This window comes from Bradyrhizobium sacchari (assembly GCF_002068095.1).
Lineage (GTDB): Bacteria > Pseudomonadota > Alphaproteobacteria > Rhizobiales > Xanthobacteraceae > Bradyrhizobium > Bradyrhizobium sacchari.
In genome coordinates this window covers 12150-30378 of sequence record NZ_LWIG01000019.1, presented here as the reverse complement: position 1 = coordinate 30378, position 18229 = coordinate 12150, and the positions used below count along the sequence as shown (strand labels likewise).

Annotated in this window: 16 protein-coding genes and 1 pseudogene; 11 read left to right on the top strand and 6 right to left on the bottom strand. The window is 60.0% G+C overall.

Going from position 1 to position 18229, the window contains the following annotated elements; genetic code table 11:
- The 10 genes and pseudogenes from A5906_RS23095 to A5906_RS41610 all read left to right on the top strand — a co-directional run.
- Positions 1-880 (top strand): annotated as a pseudogene (locus A5906_RS23095) (PLP-dependent transferase); the annotation flags it as partial.
- 1183 nt (positions 881-2063) lie between these two features.
- The gene (gene amoC / locus A5906_RS23075) at positions 2064-2957 is read left to right on the top strand and encodes a bacterial ammonia monooxygenase, subunit AmoC (protein WP_080137600.1); all 894 of its coding nucleotides are present in this window, start codon (positions 2064-2066) and stop codon (positions 2955-2957) included.
- A 29-nt stretch (positions 2958-2986) separates the two neighbouring features.
- Entirely contained in the window at positions 2987-3835 is an 849-nt protein-coding gene (locus A5906_RS23070) for a methane monooxygenase/ammonia monooxygenase subunit A (RefSeq protein ID WP_080137599.1), read from the top strand.
- Positions 3836-3860: 25 nt separating this feature from the next.
- Complete coding sequence (gene amoB, locus A5906_RS23065) at positions 3861-5105, top strand: bacterial ammonia monooxygenase, subunit AmoB (RefSeq protein WP_161495420.1); 1245 nt, start codon at positions 3861-3863, stop codon at positions 5103-5105.
- A 78-nt stretch (positions 5106-5183) separates the two neighbouring features.
- Positions 5184-5750: a hypothetical protein gene (locus A5906_RS23060; RefSeq protein ID WP_136615434.1), complete on the top strand. Its 567-nt coding sequence runs from the start codon at positions 5184-5186 to the stop codon at positions 5748-5750.
- A gap of 14 nt (positions 5751-5764) precedes the next feature.
- Complete coding sequence (locus A5906_RS23055) at positions 5765-6124, top strand: copper resistance CopC family protein (protein ID WP_161495419.1); 360 nt, start codon at positions 5765-5767, stop codon at positions 6122-6124.
- The gene (locus A5906_RS23050) at positions 6124-8058 is read left to right on the top strand and encodes a CopD family protein (protein WP_080137595.1); all 1935 of its coding nucleotides are present in this window, start codon (positions 6124-6126) and stop codon (positions 8056-8058) included. The genes A5906_RS23055 and A5906_RS23050 overlap by 1 nt, the downstream gene beginning before the upstream one ends.
- Positions 8059-8892: 834 nt before the next feature.
- Positions 8893-9423: a copper chaperone PCu(A)C gene (locus A5906_RS23045; RefSeq protein ID WP_161495418.1), complete on the top strand. Its 531-nt coding sequence runs from the start codon at positions 8893-8895 to the stop codon at positions 9421-9423.
- Between the two features lie 820 nt (positions 9424-10243).
- On the top strand, positions 10244-10363 hold the full coding sequence (locus A5906_RS41615; RefSeq protein WP_245326862.1) for a DUF736 family protein: 120 nt from the start codon (positions 10244-10246) through the stop codon (positions 10361-10363).
- A gap of 484 nt (positions 10364-10847) precedes the next feature.
- Entirely contained in the window at positions 10848-11180 is a 333-nt protein-coding gene (locus tag A5906_RS41610) for a hypothetical protein (protein ID WP_136615432.1), read from the top strand.
- 138 nt (positions 11181-11318) lie between these two features.
- Here A5906_RS41610 and A5906_RS23035 read toward each other — a convergent pair whose 3' ends face one another.
- Positions 11319-12077 (bottom strand): class I SAM-dependent methyltransferase, encoded by a 759-nt coding sequence (locus A5906_RS23035; protein WP_080137592.1) that lies wholly within the window; start codon positions 12075-12077, stop codon positions 11319-11321.
- 450 nt (positions 12078-12527) lie between these two features.
- On the opposite strand from A5906_RS23035, the gene A5906_RS23030 reads away from it, so the two are divergent.
- Positions 12528-12734 carry a cold-shock protein gene (locus tag A5906_RS23030; protein ID WP_167523450.1) on the top strand — a complete coding sequence of 69 codons (207 nt, stop codon included), beginning with the start codon at positions 12528-12530 and terminating at the stop codon, positions 12732-12734.
- A gap of 425 nt (positions 12735-13159) precedes the next feature.
- Here the strand turns inward: A5906_RS23030 and A5906_RS23015 are convergent, their stop codons facing one another.
- Genes A5906_RS23015 through A5906_RS22995 form a run of 5 tightly spaced genes read right to left on the bottom strand, consistent with a single transcriptional unit; the run spans position 13160 to position 18090 of the window.
- The gene (locus A5906_RS23015) at positions 13160-14011 is read right to left on the bottom strand and encodes an ABC transporter permease (protein WP_080137589.1); all 852 of its coding nucleotides are present in this window, start codon (positions 14009-14011) and stop codon (positions 13160-13162) included.
- Positions 14012-14013: 2 nt separating this feature from the next.
- The gene (locus tag A5906_RS23010) at positions 14014-14862 is read right to left on the bottom strand and encodes an ABC transporter ATP-binding protein (RefSeq protein WP_080137588.1); all 849 of its coding nucleotides are present in this window, start codon (positions 14860-14862) and stop codon (positions 14014-14016) included.
- Entirely contained in the window at positions 14859-15905 is a 1047-nt protein-coding gene (locus A5906_RS23005) for an ABC transporter substrate-binding protein (protein WP_080137587.1), read from the bottom strand. The genes A5906_RS23010 and A5906_RS23005 overlap by 4 nt, the downstream gene beginning before the upstream one ends.
- A 38-nt stretch (positions 15906-15943) precedes the next feature.
- Positions 15944-17158 carry a CaiB/BaiF CoA transferase family protein gene (locus A5906_RS23000; RefSeq protein WP_080137586.1) on the bottom strand — a complete coding sequence of 405 codons (1215 nt, stop codon included), beginning with the start codon at positions 17156-17158 and terminating at the stop codon, positions 15944-15946.
- Positions 17155-18090, bottom strand: a complete 936-nt coding sequence (locus A5906_RS22995) for a hydroxymethylglutaryl-CoA lyase (protein WP_080137585.1) — start codon at positions 18088-18090, stop codon at positions 17155-17157. Before A5906_RS22995 ends, A5906_RS23000 begins: the two co-directional genes overlap by 4 nt.
- Between the last annotated feature and the right edge of the window lie 139 nt (positions 18091-18229).

Below are 18229 nucleotides of genomic sequence, written 5' to 3'. Positions count from 1 at the left end.
GAGACGCTGCTGACGAACACGCTGGCGCGCCTGTCGATCGGCGCGGTCGGCTTTGCCGACGGCATCGATGAAGCCTCAGTCAGGCAGGCCGCGGAGCAGGCGATGGGGAGGGGGCGGGTTTCGATGATCCTGATCGAGACCCCGGCCCAATCCGACCAATGGCCTCGTCGACATCGCGATGATCCGCCGCATCGCCGATTCCGTCGGCAAGGCCCAGGGGCACACGCCGATCATCGCCTGCAACAACACGCTGCTCGGTCCGGTGTTTCAGCGGCCGATCGAGCACGGCGCGGACCTGTCGCTGTATTCGCTAACGAAGGATGTCGGCGGCCATTCCGACCTGATCGCGGGCGCCGCGCTCGGATCGAAGGCGATCATGAAGGGCATCAAGGCGCTGCGCGGCGCCATCGGCACCCAGCTCGATGCGCATTCGTGCTGGATGATCAACCGCTCGCTCGAGACGCTGAGCCTGCGCATGGAAAAGGCCGATGCGAATGCGCGGCTGGTGACGAGCTATCTGCGCGACCACCCCAAGGTCGCCAGGGTTCACTATCTCGGCCATCACGAGCAGGAGTCGCCCTCGGGGCGTGTGTTCGCGCGGCAATGCCTGGGCGCAGGATCGACCTTCTCGTTCGACATCGTAGGCGGCAAGGACGGGGCGGTGAAATTCCTCAACGCGCTGCAGATCCTCAAGCTGGCGGTGAGCCTTGGCGGCACCGAGTCGCTTGCGAGCCTGCCGGCGACGATGACCCATTCCGGCGTGCCCGCCGACATCCGCCAAAAGATCGGCGTGCTCGATTCCACGATCCGGCTGTCGATCGGCATCGAGAACCCGTCGGATCTGATCGCGGATCTCGCGCAGGTACCGAAGGCGGCTTGAGCGGGCGAATCAAAGCGGATTGGACGCGCGGCATGCCGACATGATCGCCGCGGCAGCCTCGTTGCTCTGCGCGCCCGAGAGCTGCCGCACGAGACAGATGTAATAGCCCTTGCTCGATGCGTTCAGCAGGGAATCGCCGGCAGGCCGTCAATCTCACTCGATTTCGAGCCATTCGGAGACGGCGCGACCTGTGGGCCAACGAACGAAACCAACCGCAATCACCGCCTGATCCCGCGCCCGACCGCGATCACCGTGCTCCTGTTTTCCATCCAGTTGAAGCAGTTCAGCCTCGGCTCAGTTATGGTCCTCACCCTGATCGCCGTCGCGCAATCCAACGTCGCTGGCCAGAAGAAGCGGCCACGGTCCAGCCGCTTGGCGTACAGCGATAGCCCGACTCCGTCGGCTGGCTCTCCACGTGGGCACAAAAGGGGATCTCTTAGGTTGCCACCATTGTCAGTGCGGAGATTTGCGATGAGAAGCCCACCCGCTGCCTCCAATGCGGCGGACCACTACGCGGCACTAAATGGACACGATATGCTCAGGATGCTTGGTGCGAGCTTCACACGAGAGTTGGCTTGAACTCCAGGCCGCGCTGGCCAAACTGAACATTTCACATTCCGATCACATTTCGATCATTCTCATCATCGGCGATGGCGACCGTCCACGTGCGTGCGAGGCATGAAAGGCCCGTTGGAGCGAAGGGCATCAATGGCCGTCAGGCTTGCAAGGCTCCGACGTGGTCTGACACTACCTGATCTGGTAGCTGCTCAAGCCGCCTCGTCGTGGTTGAGTAAGGCGATGATGGACGAAGTAGACAGAGCCGAAACTGAACGACGAAGTTGTGGTCACCTCGTGCAGATTAGGAGGATGCAGAACCGCCTGCTCGAGGCGATCTCCATCTGACCGAACGTCCTCAGGCTATCTGCAGGGGTAGGATGTTTACGCGTGGAGACGCACTGAATGACCGAGCGGGATATGCACTCATCCTTGGCCGGCTGCCGACGGCTTGGCAACTCCATCATCAGGCCGGGCATTCCGCACCAATGCGTGCTCATCGGAGAGCGGGTCCGCCGTGCAGGCCGAAGTGCAGGTCCCTGCTGAGCGGCTATGCGTCTTGGATTCCCCAGCCGATCAGTCAGTGCCTCTGTGTCGATATTTGTTAGGATAAAGTCGAGAAGCAAAAATGTCTGGCGATGCGTTACCTCGCAGGGCGAATGTCACGGTCATCAAGACCTTTGATATTGATTATGGATTGTTCGCGTTTGCGATGGTCGCGCTGACGATTCTGTACATCAGCGCGCGTCTGTATCAGCAGGCTTTTGGTTTCTCCATGGGGCTCGATGCGAACTCGCCGGAATTTGACCGATACTGGATGACGCTCTTCAGAATCGAGTTGCCGGTTCTATACGGCGCGGGCGTGCTCTGCTGGTCGTATCTCTTCCTGACGCGTGATAGGAGCATTGAGACCGTCACGCCCGAGACCGAGTTGCGCAGGTACTTCTATCTGACCATGTGGCTCGTCGTGTACAGCTTCTGCATCTTCTGGACGGGCAGCTTCTTCGCCGATGGAGATGGCGTCTGGCATCAGACGACCCTGAGGGACACGCCGCTCACCCCCAGTCACATCATTCTGTTCTATGCGACCATCCCGATCTATCTCTTCTTTGGGGTCGGCAGCTTTGTCTACGCGATGACCCGGATCCCGGCCTTCTGCAGGGGGGTCTCGCTTATGCATGCGATTGCTGTAGTGGGGCCTTTCCTCATATTGCCGAATCTCGGTTTCAACGAATGGGGACATGCTTACTGGCTGACTGAGGAAATCTTCTCGCATCCGCTGCATTGGGGTTTCGTCGTTCTTGGATGGTGTGCACTCGCGTTGGCGGGCGTTTTGATGCAGATCGTCGAACGGTTCAGAGAACTCATACCACTCGTGTTCAAGCAGGATGCTGCGGGAAGCCCGACGGACGCGAACCCGTTTCGCGACGCGTCGGAAAAGTGCCGTCCGGAAGCGCAGCGACAACGATACAAGCCAACGACCGTTTCTGGACGGCGACCTATCTCCGGGAAGAGTAAGTGAACCCCAGCGGCGAGGGAAGAGTGACCTCAATGGCCGACATCGATGCAGCGGCGAGTCCGAGAGAGAATACCCGCTTCAAGGACAAGAAGGGTGAGACGGTCATTTCTGTCTCTGGTCTAACGCCCAGTGCAGCCAGATACTCTCGCCTGTTCGACGTCCTCGTCGTGGCGGCTGTGGTGACTATCTTTGCGGGAGCAATCCATCTGCATGTTATGCTCACGGTCGGCGATTGGGACATGTATGTCGACTGGAAAGACCGGCAGTATTGGCCCCTGGTCATGCCTGTCTCCATGATCATGTTTCCTGCTGCCCTGCAGGCGATCTTCTGGGTCAACTTTCGTTTGCCGATCGGTGCGACGGTTGGCGCAACGGTGTTGCTTATTGCCACCTGGATCGGTCGTTACGCGAATTGGTGGATATGGACAGGTTTCCCCTTCACGGAAGGCGTGCCGTCACAGGCGCTCGCGGGGGCATTGTTGATGGATATGACTTTAATCGTCCTTCGCAATAGCCTGTTCACATCCATCATCGGCGGCTTTGCGTTCGGTTTCGTATTTTGGCCATCGAACTATTCCGCATTGGCTCCGTTCTATCTCCCTGTCGAGCACCAGGGAATGGTCGCATCGTTGGCCGACATGATCGGTTACACATTTCCGCGTTCGAACATGCCAGAGTATCTGCGTATCATTGAGCGCGGCACCCTCCGCACTTTCGGTAGCTCGGTGAGTTGGGTATCGGCGGCATTCGCGGGCTTCATCTGCATATTCATGCACCAGCTTTGGTGGCGGCTTGGACTTTTTGCGTCCCAGGCAACATTCCTCAAGAACAGCGATGTTGTCAAATCCTTCATGGGTATAAAAAGCAGCGTCGCGTCCTAAGGATATGAGCACGGGGACTGTAGGCATGCTGCTGAAGCTTATCAAATTCGCTGCCGTTTGCGTCGCATTCATCGCCGGCGTGTCTCATGCGGCGGCTCATGGCGAACGCGCTCAGGAGCCATACCTGAGGACCAGAACAGTGCAGTTCTACGATGTTCATTTCTCCAAAACTGACGTGAAGGTGAACGAACGTTTCGAACTGACGGGAAAATTCAGGTTGATGCAGGACTGGCCGGATGCAGTGACCCCGCCGGACATCGTTTTCGTATCAAGCATATCGCCGGGGCCGACCATTGCCAGGATCGAAACATACCTCAACGGGGAGCCAGCGAGGCAGTCTTTCGCGAGGCTGGAACTTGGCCGAGACTATGAGTTTCGAATGGTTCTTGAGGGGCGCACACCGGGCAGTAGCCACATTCATCCCTCGATCTCGATCAAGGGCTCTGGTCCGTTGGTCGGACCGGGGCAATGGGTCAACATCTCGGGTGAGGCGCATTCGTTCGCATTTCCGATCAAGACGATGACCGGTCTGCAGATCGAGGACTTGCAGACGTTCGGGCTGGTTCATGCGGTCGGATGGCATTTGGCTTGGCTGGCTGTGGCTGCGGCTTGGTTGTCGTTCTGGCTGGCTCGACCGCTGATTCTACCTCGATGGCTTGTCCTGCAGAAGGGGCGGGAGGATTTGTTGATTTCGTTGAGAGACACTGGAGCTGGGATCATTGTGTCGGCGATTGTTCTTGTCATGGTCTTCGGTGGCTATGTCCGGGCGAGCGCGGAATATCCATACAATGTGCCCCTCCAGAGCGGCTTGAACAGGGTCGCCCCGCTTCCGGCAAGCCCTGCTTACGCAGAAATCAAGATCATATCGGCGACCTATGACGTGCCAGGCCGTTCGATGAGGTTGGCGACCCAGATAACCAACAAAGGGTCAGAACCTCTCTCGATTGGCGAGCTTACGACGGCAAACATTCGTTTCCTCAATCAGAGCCTCCCAGTGGCAATGGCCAATGTCGATCCGTCCTACCCAACAGACCTCATCGCACGCACGGGCCTTAAGCTCAGCAGTGATACGCCGATCAATCCCGGTGAAACGAGAGAGGTGCGCGTTGAGGCAACGGACGCCGTGTGGGAATTGGAGCGACTTGTCAGCTTCCTCACCGACGTGGACTCCAAGTTCGGCGGGTTATTGCTCCTCTATGCCCCAAATGGGGAACGCGTCATAGCAGAGATGGGCGGACCAATCGTGCCCGTATTCACCGAACTCGAGTAGGGTTTGGGTGTCTGAATGTTGCGAAGACGTCAGGCGCGAACGGCTGCGAGCCGAAGAGGGGCGTTCCGGACCGCGCGGGTGATGGCACTGGTCGCTCACATTATTCCTGCCGCCGTCCGCGAAGGTCATGCGCACGGAGCGGTGTCCATGGAGGCTGACCAATGCAAGCTGAAAGTGGACAGCTATTTCATGCATTTTACTGGCTATCAGCCGCAGAGCTCGAGAGCCGAATTTTGTGAGGACATACCGGAGGTCGGGCGAACAATCATCGTTCTCGATTTCGTCGACCAGTCCCTTCGAGACATCCCGGTCAGCGTGAATCTGGCTCGAGATGATGGCGCCCGAACGGGGGACACGATGTATACGCCGTCCAGCATCCTCTACATTCCGCCGAAGAAGTATCCGAACGGAACGATCAAGATCGACGTCAATTTCGAGCAAGCCGGCAGATATATCGGGATGGTGGCGATCGAGAATGGCGAGCGAAACGTGGCGAAATTTCCGTTCGACGTGGGACGAGGCTGGAGTCTGATACGCCTTTTGGCCTGGTGTCTGGTCCTCGTATCAGCCGCCATCGGAACGTTTCTATGGACCTGGCGACGAAACGCGATAGCCCAAAATCTACCTGCGGCGAGCGAGAAGTGAAGGCGAGTAGTTCAATGAAAAGGTTCGTGTTTGTGCTGATGGCTGCGCTGATCGGAACGCCGAGTGCAGTCCTCCCTCATGCGCATCTCATGCGCTCGACGCCGCAAGATGGCAGTCGATTTTCAGCGCCGATCGAGGCAATCGTCCTCTCCTTCACCGAAGCGCTTGAGCCGCTGCTCATCAATGTCACCCTCTTTCGCGATGATAAAGCCGTGTCAGGGCTTTCGCAGCCCTTGCTAGCCGACAATGGACGAACCGTGACTATTTCGCTGCCCCATCTTTCTGCCGGGCTCTATACCGTCAGTTGGAACGTTGTCTCCATTGATGGGCATCGTACGGAAGGCAAGTTTAAGTTCGTCTACTGGGGACCTTGATGGAAACGGTCCTCTCACTTGCGCGAGGGACTGCTTTTGCCTCCACGGCAGCTTTCGGCGGGGTTTGCTCGGGTCTGGCGCTGTGGCGCGATGGACTTGAAAGCCGCACCCGGTCACTTTTCACGACGATCGCTTCCACCGCAGCATTCGCGGGATTCGCCCTTGGTGTCCTGTTCTTAACGGTTCGGACCGTTGCGCTTCTTGGTAAGCCGCCCTCGGCTATCAACTTCAGCGACGTGCTCTTCATCATTCTTGGCACCCGGTTCGGGAGAGCTCAGCTTGCAGTGCTTGGATGTGTGCTCCTTGGCGCCGCGAGCTTGCGACTTCTGCACAAGCCAGGTCTTGCCGCGATTGTCAGCGTATTGTCGCTGCTGATGGGATTGTTCTCGAGTCACTCGGCGGCTGGCGGGACTATTGCAGACCTCGTAATCAATATAGCTCACGTTGTTGCAGCAGCGCTCTGGTTCGGAGGACTGTCAGCCCTCGTTGTCGCAATGGCTCACCAGTCAGCGGCGAGGCCTGAAGGGCCGTCGAGGCGGCTCAGCGGCTTTTCGAACATTGCGCTGCCACTGATGTTGCTCGTGGTCGCGACCGGCGTAACTCTAGCGATTGAAAACGTTGGGACTTGGCCGGGTTTGGTGGCGACTGAGTATGGCCGGCTCATAATGGGGAAGCTCGCCTGTGTCGGCATGGCCCTGATCTGTGCGGCGTTTGTCCGGCTGAAGCTCTTGCCGTTGCTAAAGTCCGAGAAATCAGTTCCGCCGCTGGCGATGGTCTTGAAGACCGAGCTAGCCTTCGCATGTCTGGTCATACTACTTGCAGGGGGCCTGTCCCAGGCGGTTCCATCAAGACATGTCGAGATAATCTGGCCGCTTTCGTTTCGTCTGGATCCAGCGGTTGCGTGGCGGACGATTCCGGGAAGTCGCCGTCTGGCCATTGGCGGCTGCGTTGCGCTGTCTGTGGGGAGTATGGCCGCCTTTGTGCTCGGCCGCGCGGGAATGTGGCGATGGGCGACGATTATTGCTGCCGCTGGAGTTGGCGTCGGAGGTGCTTTCGCGCTGCCTGCGTTGTCAGTCCCGGCCTATCCATCGACCTACGCGACAGTTCCAGTGCCGTATGACGCGGAAGCGATCGGCCAGGGATACGATGTATTCCGCGCAAATTGCGTAGCATGCCACGGCCAAAGGGCCAGAGGCGATGGCCCGCTGGCAAATGATTTGAAGCCGCCGCCTGCCGATCTCACCGCGCCGCACACGAGCGATCATACGATGGGAGACATGTACTGGTGGGTGAGCTATGGCTTCCCATCCTCGGCGATGCCGGGATTTGCCGACCGTCTCTCGGACATGGACCGTTGGCGGGTAGTCGAGTATGTGATGGCTCTATCACTTGGCTATGAAGCAAGAGTTCTGGGCCCCGAAATCGCGGCGGGGCAGCCGTGGCTGCACGCGATCGACTTTCCGACGTGCAGCGGCGTCGCTCCGACAGAGAACTCGAAAGGGGGGAGCGATGGGTCCGCAAAGCTTGTGTCGATCTTCCGGGATGGCGCTCGAATGCAGCACCTGGATCAGTTGATGCAACATGAGCGCGACATTGCGCGAGCAGGTGGAGTGATCGTCGCGGTGCTGCCGTCTCCTTCCGAAAAGATCGCGTCTGCCGGCGTTCTGAGAAATGTCTGTGTCGTGTTCGACCTGGATCATCGTATTGCCGCTGCATGGAATCTCTATCGGCGCACGATGAGTAACCCTGGCTTCCATGACGACGATTTGCCGCCATCGATCATCGAGTTTCTCATCGATAGATTCGGGTTCGTGCGCGCGCGCTGGCGTTCGGATGAGACGGATGGGTTGGCCTCGCCCTCCCAATTGGTCGAAGCCATGACGCAACTCCGAGCCGAACCAGAGATAAACAAGAGAGGCGTTCATGATCATTAGTGTGCAAGTAGATTATCATTTCGCATGCCGTCTGGCTCGTTTTTTGCTTCGGTGACTGAAGCTCGCGGTAAGCATGACACTCACTCGGGACACCCCGTCGTTCACTTATGACGGGAGCGGTCTGGGGCCGGCAAGATCTCAGGGCATGACAGGCCATGACAAGGGACCCGACAATCAACCTCCGCGCAGTCTGTGGTCCTGTTGGCATTTGGGTGGCAGCAAGGCATTCGAACCATCAGCTGATGCACGCCACATCCAAAGGGGCCGGCTGGAGTCATACGGCGGATTGCAGGGCGACCAATCTCGGCGGTCTTCAGGGAGCCCAATCTGTCTACAAATCAGAACCGCAGATGGACTTGCGCTGATGATTCGTGCGCCCAGCGTGCTGTCTCCCCGACCGTGCTTACAGACGTCTCGTGGCTACTCCATCCGCAAGCGTCCATCGGCGATCCCTAAACGGTCATATTGTCTGACGACCGAGGCTTTGAGGCGAGTGACAATGGTCGGATACAGCGATCACCTCTGCTCATGTGATCTGTCGGTCCGCAAGCAGGCGGAGAATGCCCAATTCGCAGAGAGCAGCTCCTGCATCGATAACCGGCCCCTCGGCTGTTTTGGTTGGCCCGGACGGCGCCCGTTGCATAGGAAGACTTCTCATTTCGAACGTCAGAAGAACAAAGTCGTAAGATGGTGACGAAAGAGGACCCTCAACTCCGTTGCCGAAATGTCCCATTCAGCGACCGGAAAGATCCAAAAGGGACAATTGCGACACAGGTTCGTGATCGCCTTCTCCGAACATGGAGTGGCAAGCGCAAACGCGAACAGAGGAGGCCCATGATGCGTTGGAAACCTGCGACGTTGATGGCAAGTGCAACGGCGTTGCTTCCGTTGGTCCGTGTTGTTGCCATCCTGGCTTTGGTCAGCAGTGCCGCCGCCAGTCATGAGTTGGAGAGCGGAGCACTCCTGATCCAACATCCTTGGGTCGCGGCCAAGGATATGACCCACGCCGCAACGACAGCCTACGTGGTTGAAATCCAGAACAGAGGCGCGACGCCAGATCGGTTGCTCGGGGCATCACTTTCCGGCAAGAAAGGAATCTTGCAGAAAGTCGTTGCAGGCGCTCGGCCAGCGAGGTTTGCCGCGCAAGATCAGGGCTTCCCAATCGAGCCCGGTGGTTTCGTTCGTCTTCAGCCCAATGGGGCGCGGATCCTGTTTGAGGGACTACACGGCGCACTTAAAGAGGGAGAGATGGTCAAAGGAACGCTGGAATTCGAGAAGGCCGGTACGATAGCGATCGACTTCATGATAGAGCCGGCGAGTCTGTCTGAAGAAGATGATAGGCCGATCCATCACCATCACGACTAAGGCGCCAGGAAAGGGGGAGAGCAGCGCCGACAGCAAACGAGACAGGATGAGACTCCGCCGATTTGGTTGGCAATCGCGTCATCACACCTTGATCCTCGAGGTGGGCGATGAACAGCTTGGCGCACTCGTCTCGACCGCGTCCTTGTTGAGGTCGCCGCGGAAGCGCGGCCGATGTCCCGCTTCGATCAAGACGACCGAGGCGGCGTGCGCCTCACGGATCGCAGGAAGCGTGCAACCTTCCCCGCGCGCCCAGTGCGTCCAACTTGCAAGCAGCCGCATCCTCTCGACGATGGCAAGTGGCGTATATGGCGCCCACGGAGCCATTGAGCAAAGTCGGCCGCGTGGTCTGCGGCCATTCCCGCCTTCAATCGGTCCCAGACCGCGTTCTTACGGACATAAACACCTGTTGGCATGTCGCCCCCTTCTGCATGTGGAGGCTGGACTATGGTCGAGGTGGTTGCTGTTCTGAACCTCAGTCAGCGGTTGTGCCGGGCGCATTCGTGTCACGCGTGTCCGACTGGCGCCGGCGATTCTCCGGGCGTGCCGTTTGGCCCGCGTCCATACCGGCCTTTTTCTGGCGGATCACGCGCCACAATACGCTCGCTGCGCTCGCCGACCTCTACCCGCAATGGCTTGTTCGCGATCTTCTTCCGCCTGCCGCTAAGCGGCGGCATTCCTCGCGAGGCAACAAGATCGCTCAGCCCGCCATCCTCCGCTGACGCTGGGGGCCAAGAGGCTGCGGGTCAGTCGTTGCGGCGCTCAGAGATCGCCATCAAGGCCGCAATGGTCGTGGGCTTGAACATAGCACACGAGATCCACCATGTCCCAAATCGGTTCGTTCACCCGCACCAACGATGGCACCTATACCGGCACCATCAAGACGCTCGCGATCGATGCCAAGGCGCGCCCCGTCCCTTGTATGTTCATGAACAACGACTGAATGGCGGCGGGCAACATGGTAAGTTCATCCTGTCCTACAGCCCCGATCTTATCAACCGAAAACCCGTTGAATCGCGCCATATTCGTAATGACCTTACCAAGCTCATATTGGACCATTCCTCTCGCGCCAGACGCGGAGTAGCCAGCGCCGTTGTTGCCTGCAGCGAGAGCAATGACCATGCCAGCGTTCCTCGCGCATTAAACCGCCTGGTTACGCTTTGAAACAGTTCGCCATGCGCCACGGCGCGCGATGTCTTGGATCTTACAGCTTTTGTACACGGCTGTGAAAAGCCAGACAAAGATCGCAGGGCCGACGCATCCGGATCGTGCATCACGGCCTTAATCTCTGGTTGAAATTCGCTCTGGCCTAAGACAAGGACCAGGCTATAAACCGGGGCGGCGGCCGTCAGTTTGAAGGCCAACTAGACCAGGGTCGGACTCAATCCACCCACCAAGTGAGGGCGGCTGCCGGTGGGGAGAGACGAATGGATACCCACAAGAATGTGCCACTGACGCCGAAAGGTCGAGAGGCAATGGTGCGGAGCGTGAGCGAAGGCCGCTCTTGCCCTTGGTGCGGACTCGATATGGCGCGCAGGGCCCGCGGACATCATCTCGGGTCGAAAGACAACACCGATTCACGAGCTCGATCGCTCGATGTGCTGCCGGCATTCCCTGAGCTACAACGCTATCCTTTCAAGCGCAGCCATCTGGTTGCGCTGCGCGCCAACGAAATACCGATCACCCCGACCCGACCCATGACGCCGAGCGCGATCGCTGGCGCTGTCCGCGAGGCTTCATGGACACGACAAAGATTGTAATGGGTCCACGTACAGGTTCACGGCTGCGCCGTAGTGATCCAGCTTTTGAGATGGTGGGTCGCGCGAACCCGCTTCTGGCTCATGCGGAGCACAAGGTGCTCCACATAGTTGATCGAAATGTTCTAGTCAGACCGGATATTACAAAGGCTTCGAAGCACTACCGGCGATCGATGTGGACGCAGACACAATCAGCATCATGGGACGCTCCAGTTCTTCGGTCAATTGCGGCACCTGCTGGATCTGCTCGCGTGTCGGGGCAAACTCCTCGACTTGCCGAATTTGAAAGCCCGCGCCGATCAGCGTGTTCAGCGTAGTGCCAAGTGTCCTGTGGTACTTCAGAACGCCCTTAGCGAACCAATCCGTCCGACGTTCACCCTCGACGGAATATCGATTGACCGGCCAAGTCTTGCGGCCCTCCTCATCGAAAATCCAATGCGGATGTTCCGCTGCCATGAAGATCGGATGCTCAATCGTAAAGACGAAATGCCCGTCAGGAACCAGTGCCTTGCGGATCACCCGCACGAGGCGGCGAAAATCCTGAACATAGTGAAAGGTCAGTGCGCTGTAGGCGAGGTCGAAAGCCGCCTCAGGTAGGTCCAGTGTGTCGAGATCGGCGATGCGATACTCGATGGCTGTGTCCGCTGTGTCCGCCCTGGCACGCTCGATCATGTTCTGCGACAGATCGAGACCAAGAACCGTGGCCGCGCCCTGCTCCCGCATCCAGCGCGAGGCCCAGCCGAAGCCACATCCCAGATCGACGACATTTTTCCCGCCCAGATGGGGCAGCATAGCCCGGATCACGGGCCATTCAGGAGCGCCGTCCAGTCCATGCACCTGCCGGGGCAACTGGCTGTAGCCAGCGAAGAAATCGGGATCGTCGTAAATATTCTGCGCCATGTCTGCCTGCTATTCGGCTTTTCGCTCTGCCTCGGACGGTTCCAGCAGATCCAAGCAGAATTGTCGCAGTGGTGCTACGACGCGTCATGATCCAACTCAAATCAAGCTGCACCGAAGGCATCTTGAATCGGCTCGCGCCGAACACGAAAAACCCCAGCATGAAGGCCGGGGCTCCCGTGATGCCACGGCGTACATCCGGCCGCGACAACCAGGCGACAGTTAGCACGCGGTTTTCGAGGAAAATGTGACCTTCGCGTCGTCGTTCTTGAATGTCGGCCCATTTCAAGGTGCTTGTACTTCGCACGACGATAACGCCGGGCATTGTCCTTCTGTCCAAGACCCACGACCAGGCGACACAACGGATTCCTTGCCACTTCGCGCAGAGACTTGCCGCAGGGTCGTTGATTGATTTAGATGAGAAGGTGTTTTTTCTTTTTTGGAGAAAATGACGTGGCGTTAGGTACTGTTAAGTGGTTCAACCCGACGAAAGGCTATGGATTCATTGCGCCGGATGATGGTGGCAAAGTTGTTTTCGTGCACATCTCGGCGGTAGAGAAGGCCGGCCATACCTCGCTCGTTGAAGGCGCGAAGGTCAGCTACGAGGTGATGACGAACCGCAGCGGCAAACAAGCCGCAGAAAATCTCCGCCTAGGATGAGGCGGAGCTCGACGTCCTCGCTTCCTTTGAGCTAGTCCGAGTCTCGTGCTTTTGAGACATTTGGAAGATATCCCAGTTGGCGCTCGAGGGCCGCCAAAGTCGAGCGGGCTGAATCCAAACGTGCGGTCGCCTCGCTTAGGTTGGCCCCCGCTTGGTCCTGCCGCGAGACAGCTGCCAAGCCAATCTTAATGCTATCCTTCAGAGACCGCGGGTCTTGGCTGCGCAAGGCGCGTCCCCATCGATTGTGCCCCTTTTGAGGGCGGGATTGGTATCGCCGCCCGCGATGTTCTGGGGGAGGACTCCGAGACGCGCGACGACGTCCCCGGAGATGACCTTGGCGCTCGACGATTCCAACTTCATCTTTTCCGACAAGCCGCAGGTCTCGCCAGCCACGATCGCAGATCTAATGCCGGGTCCGATCGGCCCTATACCGAAGGCTCGAATTGCGGCTGCCATCGCAGTAGGTAGGACTGAAGCGAGCGCACCGCGATCGCCAGCAGGATGCCGACGAACATCATGACGAAGATCGCGACCATCATCTCGCTGGCATTGGCCCGCGCCTCGGCTTCGATGATGAGCTTGCCGAGCCCGCGTTCGGCACCTATGAATTCGCCGACGATGACGCCGATCAGCGCAAAAGACACGGCCGGCAGCAGCGAAGCGAACACCCAGGCGAGCGCGGACGGGATCACGACCGTGCGCAGCACGGTGAATTCGCTGGCACCGAGCAGACGGGCGGCAGCGATCTGGTCGCGGTCGACGGCGCGCGTTCCTTCGAAGGTGTTGAAGAACACCACGAAGAACACGACGAGCCAGGCCGTGGCGATCTTGGAGAGATCGCCGAGACCGAAGATCAGGATGACGAGCGGCACCAGCGCGATGCGCGGTATCGAGTTGAGCGCCACGATATAGGGCCCGAACACGCGGGCCAGGAAATCCGAACGGCCGAGGATCAGGCCGGCCGCGATACCGCTCGCCGAACCAAACAGAAAGCCCCACCAGGTGTTCTTCAGCGTGACCAGCGTCGCAAGCCACAGATTGTTGTCGTTGCCCTTGATGCAGGCGGCAAAGCCGCTCGCATCGGCAAAGCAGCCAAGCCGCAGAAAACTCTGCCAGATCAGCGACGGCTTGGCGACGAAATAGGGATCGAGGATTTTCGGCACGTAGCCCTTCGGCAGGAGCGCCTTGCTCCATTCGAAGCCCCATTGCCAGATGACGAGAACAGCGGCGAGAATGGCCAGTTGCCAGAACAGGATGGCGGTGCGGCTGTTGGACATGGTCAATCGGCCCTGGTGCGGCGGAATTCCTCGCCGAGCGAATGCCAGATGTGGGAATAGAGGCGGCCGAACTCGGCGGTCTCGCGCACGGCCACGGGATCGCGCGGCCGCGGGATGGCGACATCGAAGTCTTCCTTGAGACGTCCGGGCCGCGCCGAAAGCAGGATGATGCGGCTCGCCAGTGTCAGGGCTTCGCCGAGATCGTGCGTCACGAACAGCACGGTCTGCCGCTCGCGCTCCCAGATTTCCAGCAGCGTCTTGTGCATCTCCAGCTTGGTATGGGTGTCGAGCGCACCGAACGGCTCGTCCATCAGCAGGATCTCGGGCTCCAAGATCAGCGTGCGCATCAAGGCGACGCGCTGGCGCATGCCGCCGGACAGCATGCGCGGGAAGCTCTGCGCAAAACCTGCGAGCCCGGCCTTCTCGACCGCCGAAGCGACGCGCCCTGCGCGCGCGGTCTTCGGGAGCCGCGCGATCTCCAGCCCATAGCCGATGTTCTGCTCCACGGTTCGCCAGGGAAACAGCGTGTCACGCTGGAAGACATAGCCGACCCTGGGGTTGACCTTGCCGATCTCGACGGTGTCGTCGTCGATGAAGATGCGTCCGCCCGAGCGCGGCAACAGCCCCGCCACCATGTTGAGAATGGTACTCTTGCCGCAGCCGGACGGGCCCAGCAGCGCGACGAATTCACCCTGCTTGACCTCGAAGGACACGTCATCCACCGCCACGAACTCGCGGCCGGACGCGTTGAAGCGCTTGGCAAGACCTTGAACGGCAATGCGGGTGCGCGCCGCCGCCGTTTGATCCTCGTCTCGCGCGAGCGCGCGGCCCTGGCCTGGCGCGGCGATCATTTGTATTTCGCCCTGGCGGCCTGGAGGAAACTCATCTCGACGACATCCTCGTATCTGGTCTCGGGAATATCGGTTCCCTTGCGGTACCAGGGCTTGGCGCCGCGTTCGAACGCGGGCTTGTCGATGACACCGTCATAGGCCCAGGTCGACTTGTCGAAGCCGAGCTCGGCACTGACCGCGTCGGGGTCGTTGCCCGAGAAATATCTCGGCGTGACCAGCGCCTGCACCTCGGCGAGCGGCGTCGCCTTCACGAACGCCATGGCGCGGTAGATCGCGTTGACATAGGCCTGCACCATCGCCTTGTCCTGCTCGACCGTGTCCTGGAGCGTATAGATCACGAGCACGGGCAGCGTCCCGCCGAAATCCCTCTCGAATACGCCGGGTTTTGACGTGTCGTAGATCGTCCTGCCAAAACCCTTCTTCTCGACTTCGACAATCCAGCTCGGCGGCGCCATGATGGCGTCGAACTGCTTGGTCTGGAGCGAGGGGAACATCGTGTTGGTCCCGCCGCCCGCGACCCAGTTCATCTTGCCCCCGAGACCGCGCGCTTCGAACACGTAGGTGCCGAACACCCAGGTGCCCGACCCGATGGCGGTCGCGGCGACGATCGGCTTGGCGCCGTCCGGACGCTTGTAGTCCGCGAGCTTTTCGACCGAATTGATACCGCTCTCGTAGAGGTCCTGCCGGACCATGATGCTGGCATAGGAGCACACCATCTCGGTGGCGAGCAGGATCTTGCACGGCTTGCCGCGCGCGCCGAGCTGGAGCGGATGGCTGGCGTCGCCATGTGCGAACAGCGCCTGTCCCGCCGCCAGCGTCTGACGACCGAATGTGCCGGCATTGCCGGTGATGAGCTTGGAATCGAGCCCTTCGTCCTTGAAGTAGCCCTTCAGCTCCGCAATCATGCCGATGGCGTAGACCGGCGAGACGGGCCCGAACGCGAGCGAGACCTGCTTGTCCTCGGCGCGCAGTTGCCCCGGCAGCAGCGACGCGCCGCCCCATGCGGAGCCCGCGATCAGCGCCTGACGCCTGGTAATGCTCATGTGCTCCTCCTCCCTGTTTGTTCGATTGCGCCGATCAGTCAGGACGGCGCGACCTTGATCGTTCCTGCCTGGCGTAGCGCTTCGACGTCCTTCGGGGACATGCCGATCTCGCGCAGGATCTCGCCGCTGTGCTCACCGATCCCCGGAGGATCGTAACGGTTGGGCAGGCGCCTTCCGTCCATGGAAATCGGCAACAGCGGCGTCTTGGCCTCGCCGCCGTCAGGCAGTCGAATGTCGGTCAGGCCGCCCGACTGGTTGAGATGCGGATCATCGAAGAGATCGCCGGGCTTGTTCACCGGCGCATAGGGCAGATCCAGCTGCTCGAGCCGCGAGGCGAGATCGGCCTTGTCCCATTGCTTGAAGATCTTCGCGATTTCGGGAATCAGCCAGCTCCGATGATCGACGCGGTCATTGCTCGTCGCAAAGCGCGGGTCAGCGAGCCAGGCTTCGCGATCGAAGGCGCGGCAGAACGCCTCCCATTGCTCCTCTCCGACGATGGTGACGAACAGTTTTGAGCCGTCCCTGGTATCGAAGAGGTCGTAAACCGGCCACGGGCTGTCCTTGATCGAATACGGGATCGAGGGCTGGCCGCTGACCACCTCGCACATCATGGCCTGCGCCATCAGGAACACGTTGTTCTCGTACAGCGCGCTCTGGATGTAGCGACCTCGGCCGGTTCGCTGCCGCTCGGCGAGCGCTGCCTGGATCGCGATCACGCCGAACATGCCGCCCATGATGTCGTTGACCGAAGCACCGGCGCGCATAGGACGGTCGGGCAAGCCGGTCATGTAGGCAAGGCCGCCCATCATCTGCACGACCTCGTCCAGCGCGAGACGGTTCTCGTAAGGGCCGGGCAAATAGCCCTTGAGCGAGCAATAGATCAGGCGTGGTGCAAAGGCCGCGACGCTCTCGTAATCGAGGCCGATCCGCTTCAACAGGCCCGGCCGGAAGTTCTCGATCAGGACGTCGCTGTGCTCGATCAGTTTGCGCGCGATCTTTTGGCCTTCCGTGGTCGACGTATCCAGCGCGATGCTGCGCTTGTTGCGGCTGTAGGTCGCAAAGAAGCCGGCGGCGGGCCCTTTGAAATAGCGGGTGCGGTCGCCCTTGGGCGGCTCGACCTTGATCACGTCGGCGCCGAGATCGGCGAGGATCAGGCCGCAGCTCGGCCCCATCACCATCTGGCTGAACTCGATCACACGAAGGCCTGCCAACGGACGAAGCTCCGATGCCGTCTCACGCGCAGCCATGGTCATGCCGCGCTCCGCAGGACCTTGGGAACGCCGGCCTCGTGCAGATGCCCCGTCAGATGTTTTGCCGGGATATGGCGGGCGAGAATCTCGCGGGTCTGCATCAGACGGTCGAGGTCGATGCCGGTGGAAAGTCCCATGCGCTCCAGCATGAACACGAGATCCTCGGTGACGATGTTGCCGCGCGCACCGGGAGCAAAGGGACAGCCACCGAGGCCGGACACCGCGGCGTCGAAACGGCGGATGCCTGCTTCGAGGCCGGCGACGGCGTTGGCAAGGCCGGCACCGAGCGTATCGTGCAGATGCAGCCGTAGCGTCATTTGCGGCCCGACCTCGCGCCGCACGGCGGTCACGATCTGCCCGACCGATCTAGGAGTCGCATAACCCACGGTGTCGGCAAGCCCGATCTCGTCGGCACGGGCTTCGGCAAAAGCGCTTGCAACCCGGCACACGGCTGCTTCGCTCACCTCGCCTTCCAGCGAGCAGCCGAAGGAGGTGGAGATCGCGCCCATCAGTTGCGGCCGCTGCCCCACCGGCCGGGTATCGATCGCGGCGCGGACCGCACGAAATCCCTCGATCTGCTCGTCGACCGTACGGCGCACATTGGCGCGGTTATGTGTCTCACTGGCCGAGATGACGAAATAAACGGCGTTGACGCCAGCGCCGATGGCGCGCTCGGCACCCTTCGGGTTCGGCACCAGCGCGCCAATGGTTGCAGATTTGTGTGTGAGCGCATGCGCCATCACCGCGTCGACGTCGGCGAATTGCGGCACGACCTTTGGCGGGACGAACGATCCGGCATCGATCTCGCGTACGCCCGCCGCGGCGATCGTATCGATCAGCGCGCATTTGGCGTCGGTGGGAACGAAGACATCCAGGTTCTGAAGACCATCGCGAGGGGCCACCTCGCAAATGTGGACATCGGGCGCGTGCGCCATCGGGCTCTCCCTGGGTCGATTGTATATTATTGCATAAAAGAACAATCCATGGGACAGTGTGTCAAGCCCTAAAACTCGTGTGCACTGCAATGATCGCATCCGACAGCTCCAGACAGCGCGCCGCAAAAAACGGCGGTTT

What these genes read in the sequence shown, in the direction of transcription:
- A5906_RS23035 (WP_080137592.1), bottom strand. Translation starts at nt 12,077, where the DNA reads ATGGCGCAGAATATTTACGACGATCCCGATTTCTTCGCTGGCTACAGC.
- A5906_RS23015 (WP_080137589.1), bottom strand. Translation starts at nt 14,011, where the DNA reads ATGTCCAACAGCCGCACCGCCATCCTGTTCTGGCAACTGGCCATTCTC.
- A5906_RS23070 (WP_080137599.1), top strand. Translation starts at nt 2,987, where the DNA reads ATGGCCGACATCGATGCAGCGGCGAGTCCGAGAGAGAATACCCGCTTC.
- amoB (WP_161495420.1), top strand. Translation starts at nt 3,861, where the DNA reads ATGCTGCTGAAGCTTATCAAATTCGCTGCCGTTTGCGTCGCATTCATC.
- A5906_RS23000 (WP_080137586.1), bottom strand. Translation starts at nt 17,158, where the DNA reads ATGACCATGGCTGCGCGTGAGACGGCATCGGAGCTTCGTCCGTTGGCA.
- amoC (WP_080137600.1), top strand. Translation starts at nt 2,064, where the DNA reads ATGTCTGGCGATGCGTTACCTCGCAGGGCGAATGTCACGGTCATCAAG.
- A5906_RS23045 (WP_161495418.1), top strand. Translation starts at nt 8,893, where the DNA reads ATGATGCGTTGGAAACCTGCGACGTTGATGGCAAGTGCAACGGCGTTG.
- A5906_RS41615 (WP_245326862.1), top strand. Translation starts at nt 10,244, where the DNA reads ATGTCCCAAATCGGTTCGTTCACCCGCACCAACGATGGCACCTATACC.
- A5906_RS23010 (WP_080137588.1), bottom strand. Translation starts at nt 14,862, where the DNA reads ATGATCGCCGCGCCAGGCCAGGGCCGCGCGCTCGCGCGAGACGAGGAT.
- A5906_RS22995 (WP_080137585.1), bottom strand. Translation starts at nt 18,090, where the DNA reads ATGGCGCACGCGCCCGATGTCCACATTTGCGAGGTGGCCCCTCGCGAT.
- A5906_RS41610 (WP_136615432.1), top strand. Translation starts at nt 10,848, where the DNA reads ATGGATACCCACAAGAATGTGCCACTGACGCCGAAAGGTCGAGAGGCA.
- A5906_RS23005 (WP_080137587.1), bottom strand. Translation starts at nt 15,905, where the DNA reads ATGAGCATTACCAGGCGTCAGGCGCTGATCGCGGGCTCCGCATGGGGC.
- A5906_RS23055 (WP_161495419.1), top strand. Translation starts at nt 5,765, where the DNA reads ATGAAAAGGTTCGTGTTTGTGCTGATGGCTGCGCTGATCGGAACGCCG.
- A5906_RS23050 (WP_080137595.1), top strand. Translation starts at nt 6,124, where the DNA reads ATGGAAACGGTCCTCTCACTTGCGCGAGGGACTGCTTTTGCCTCCACG.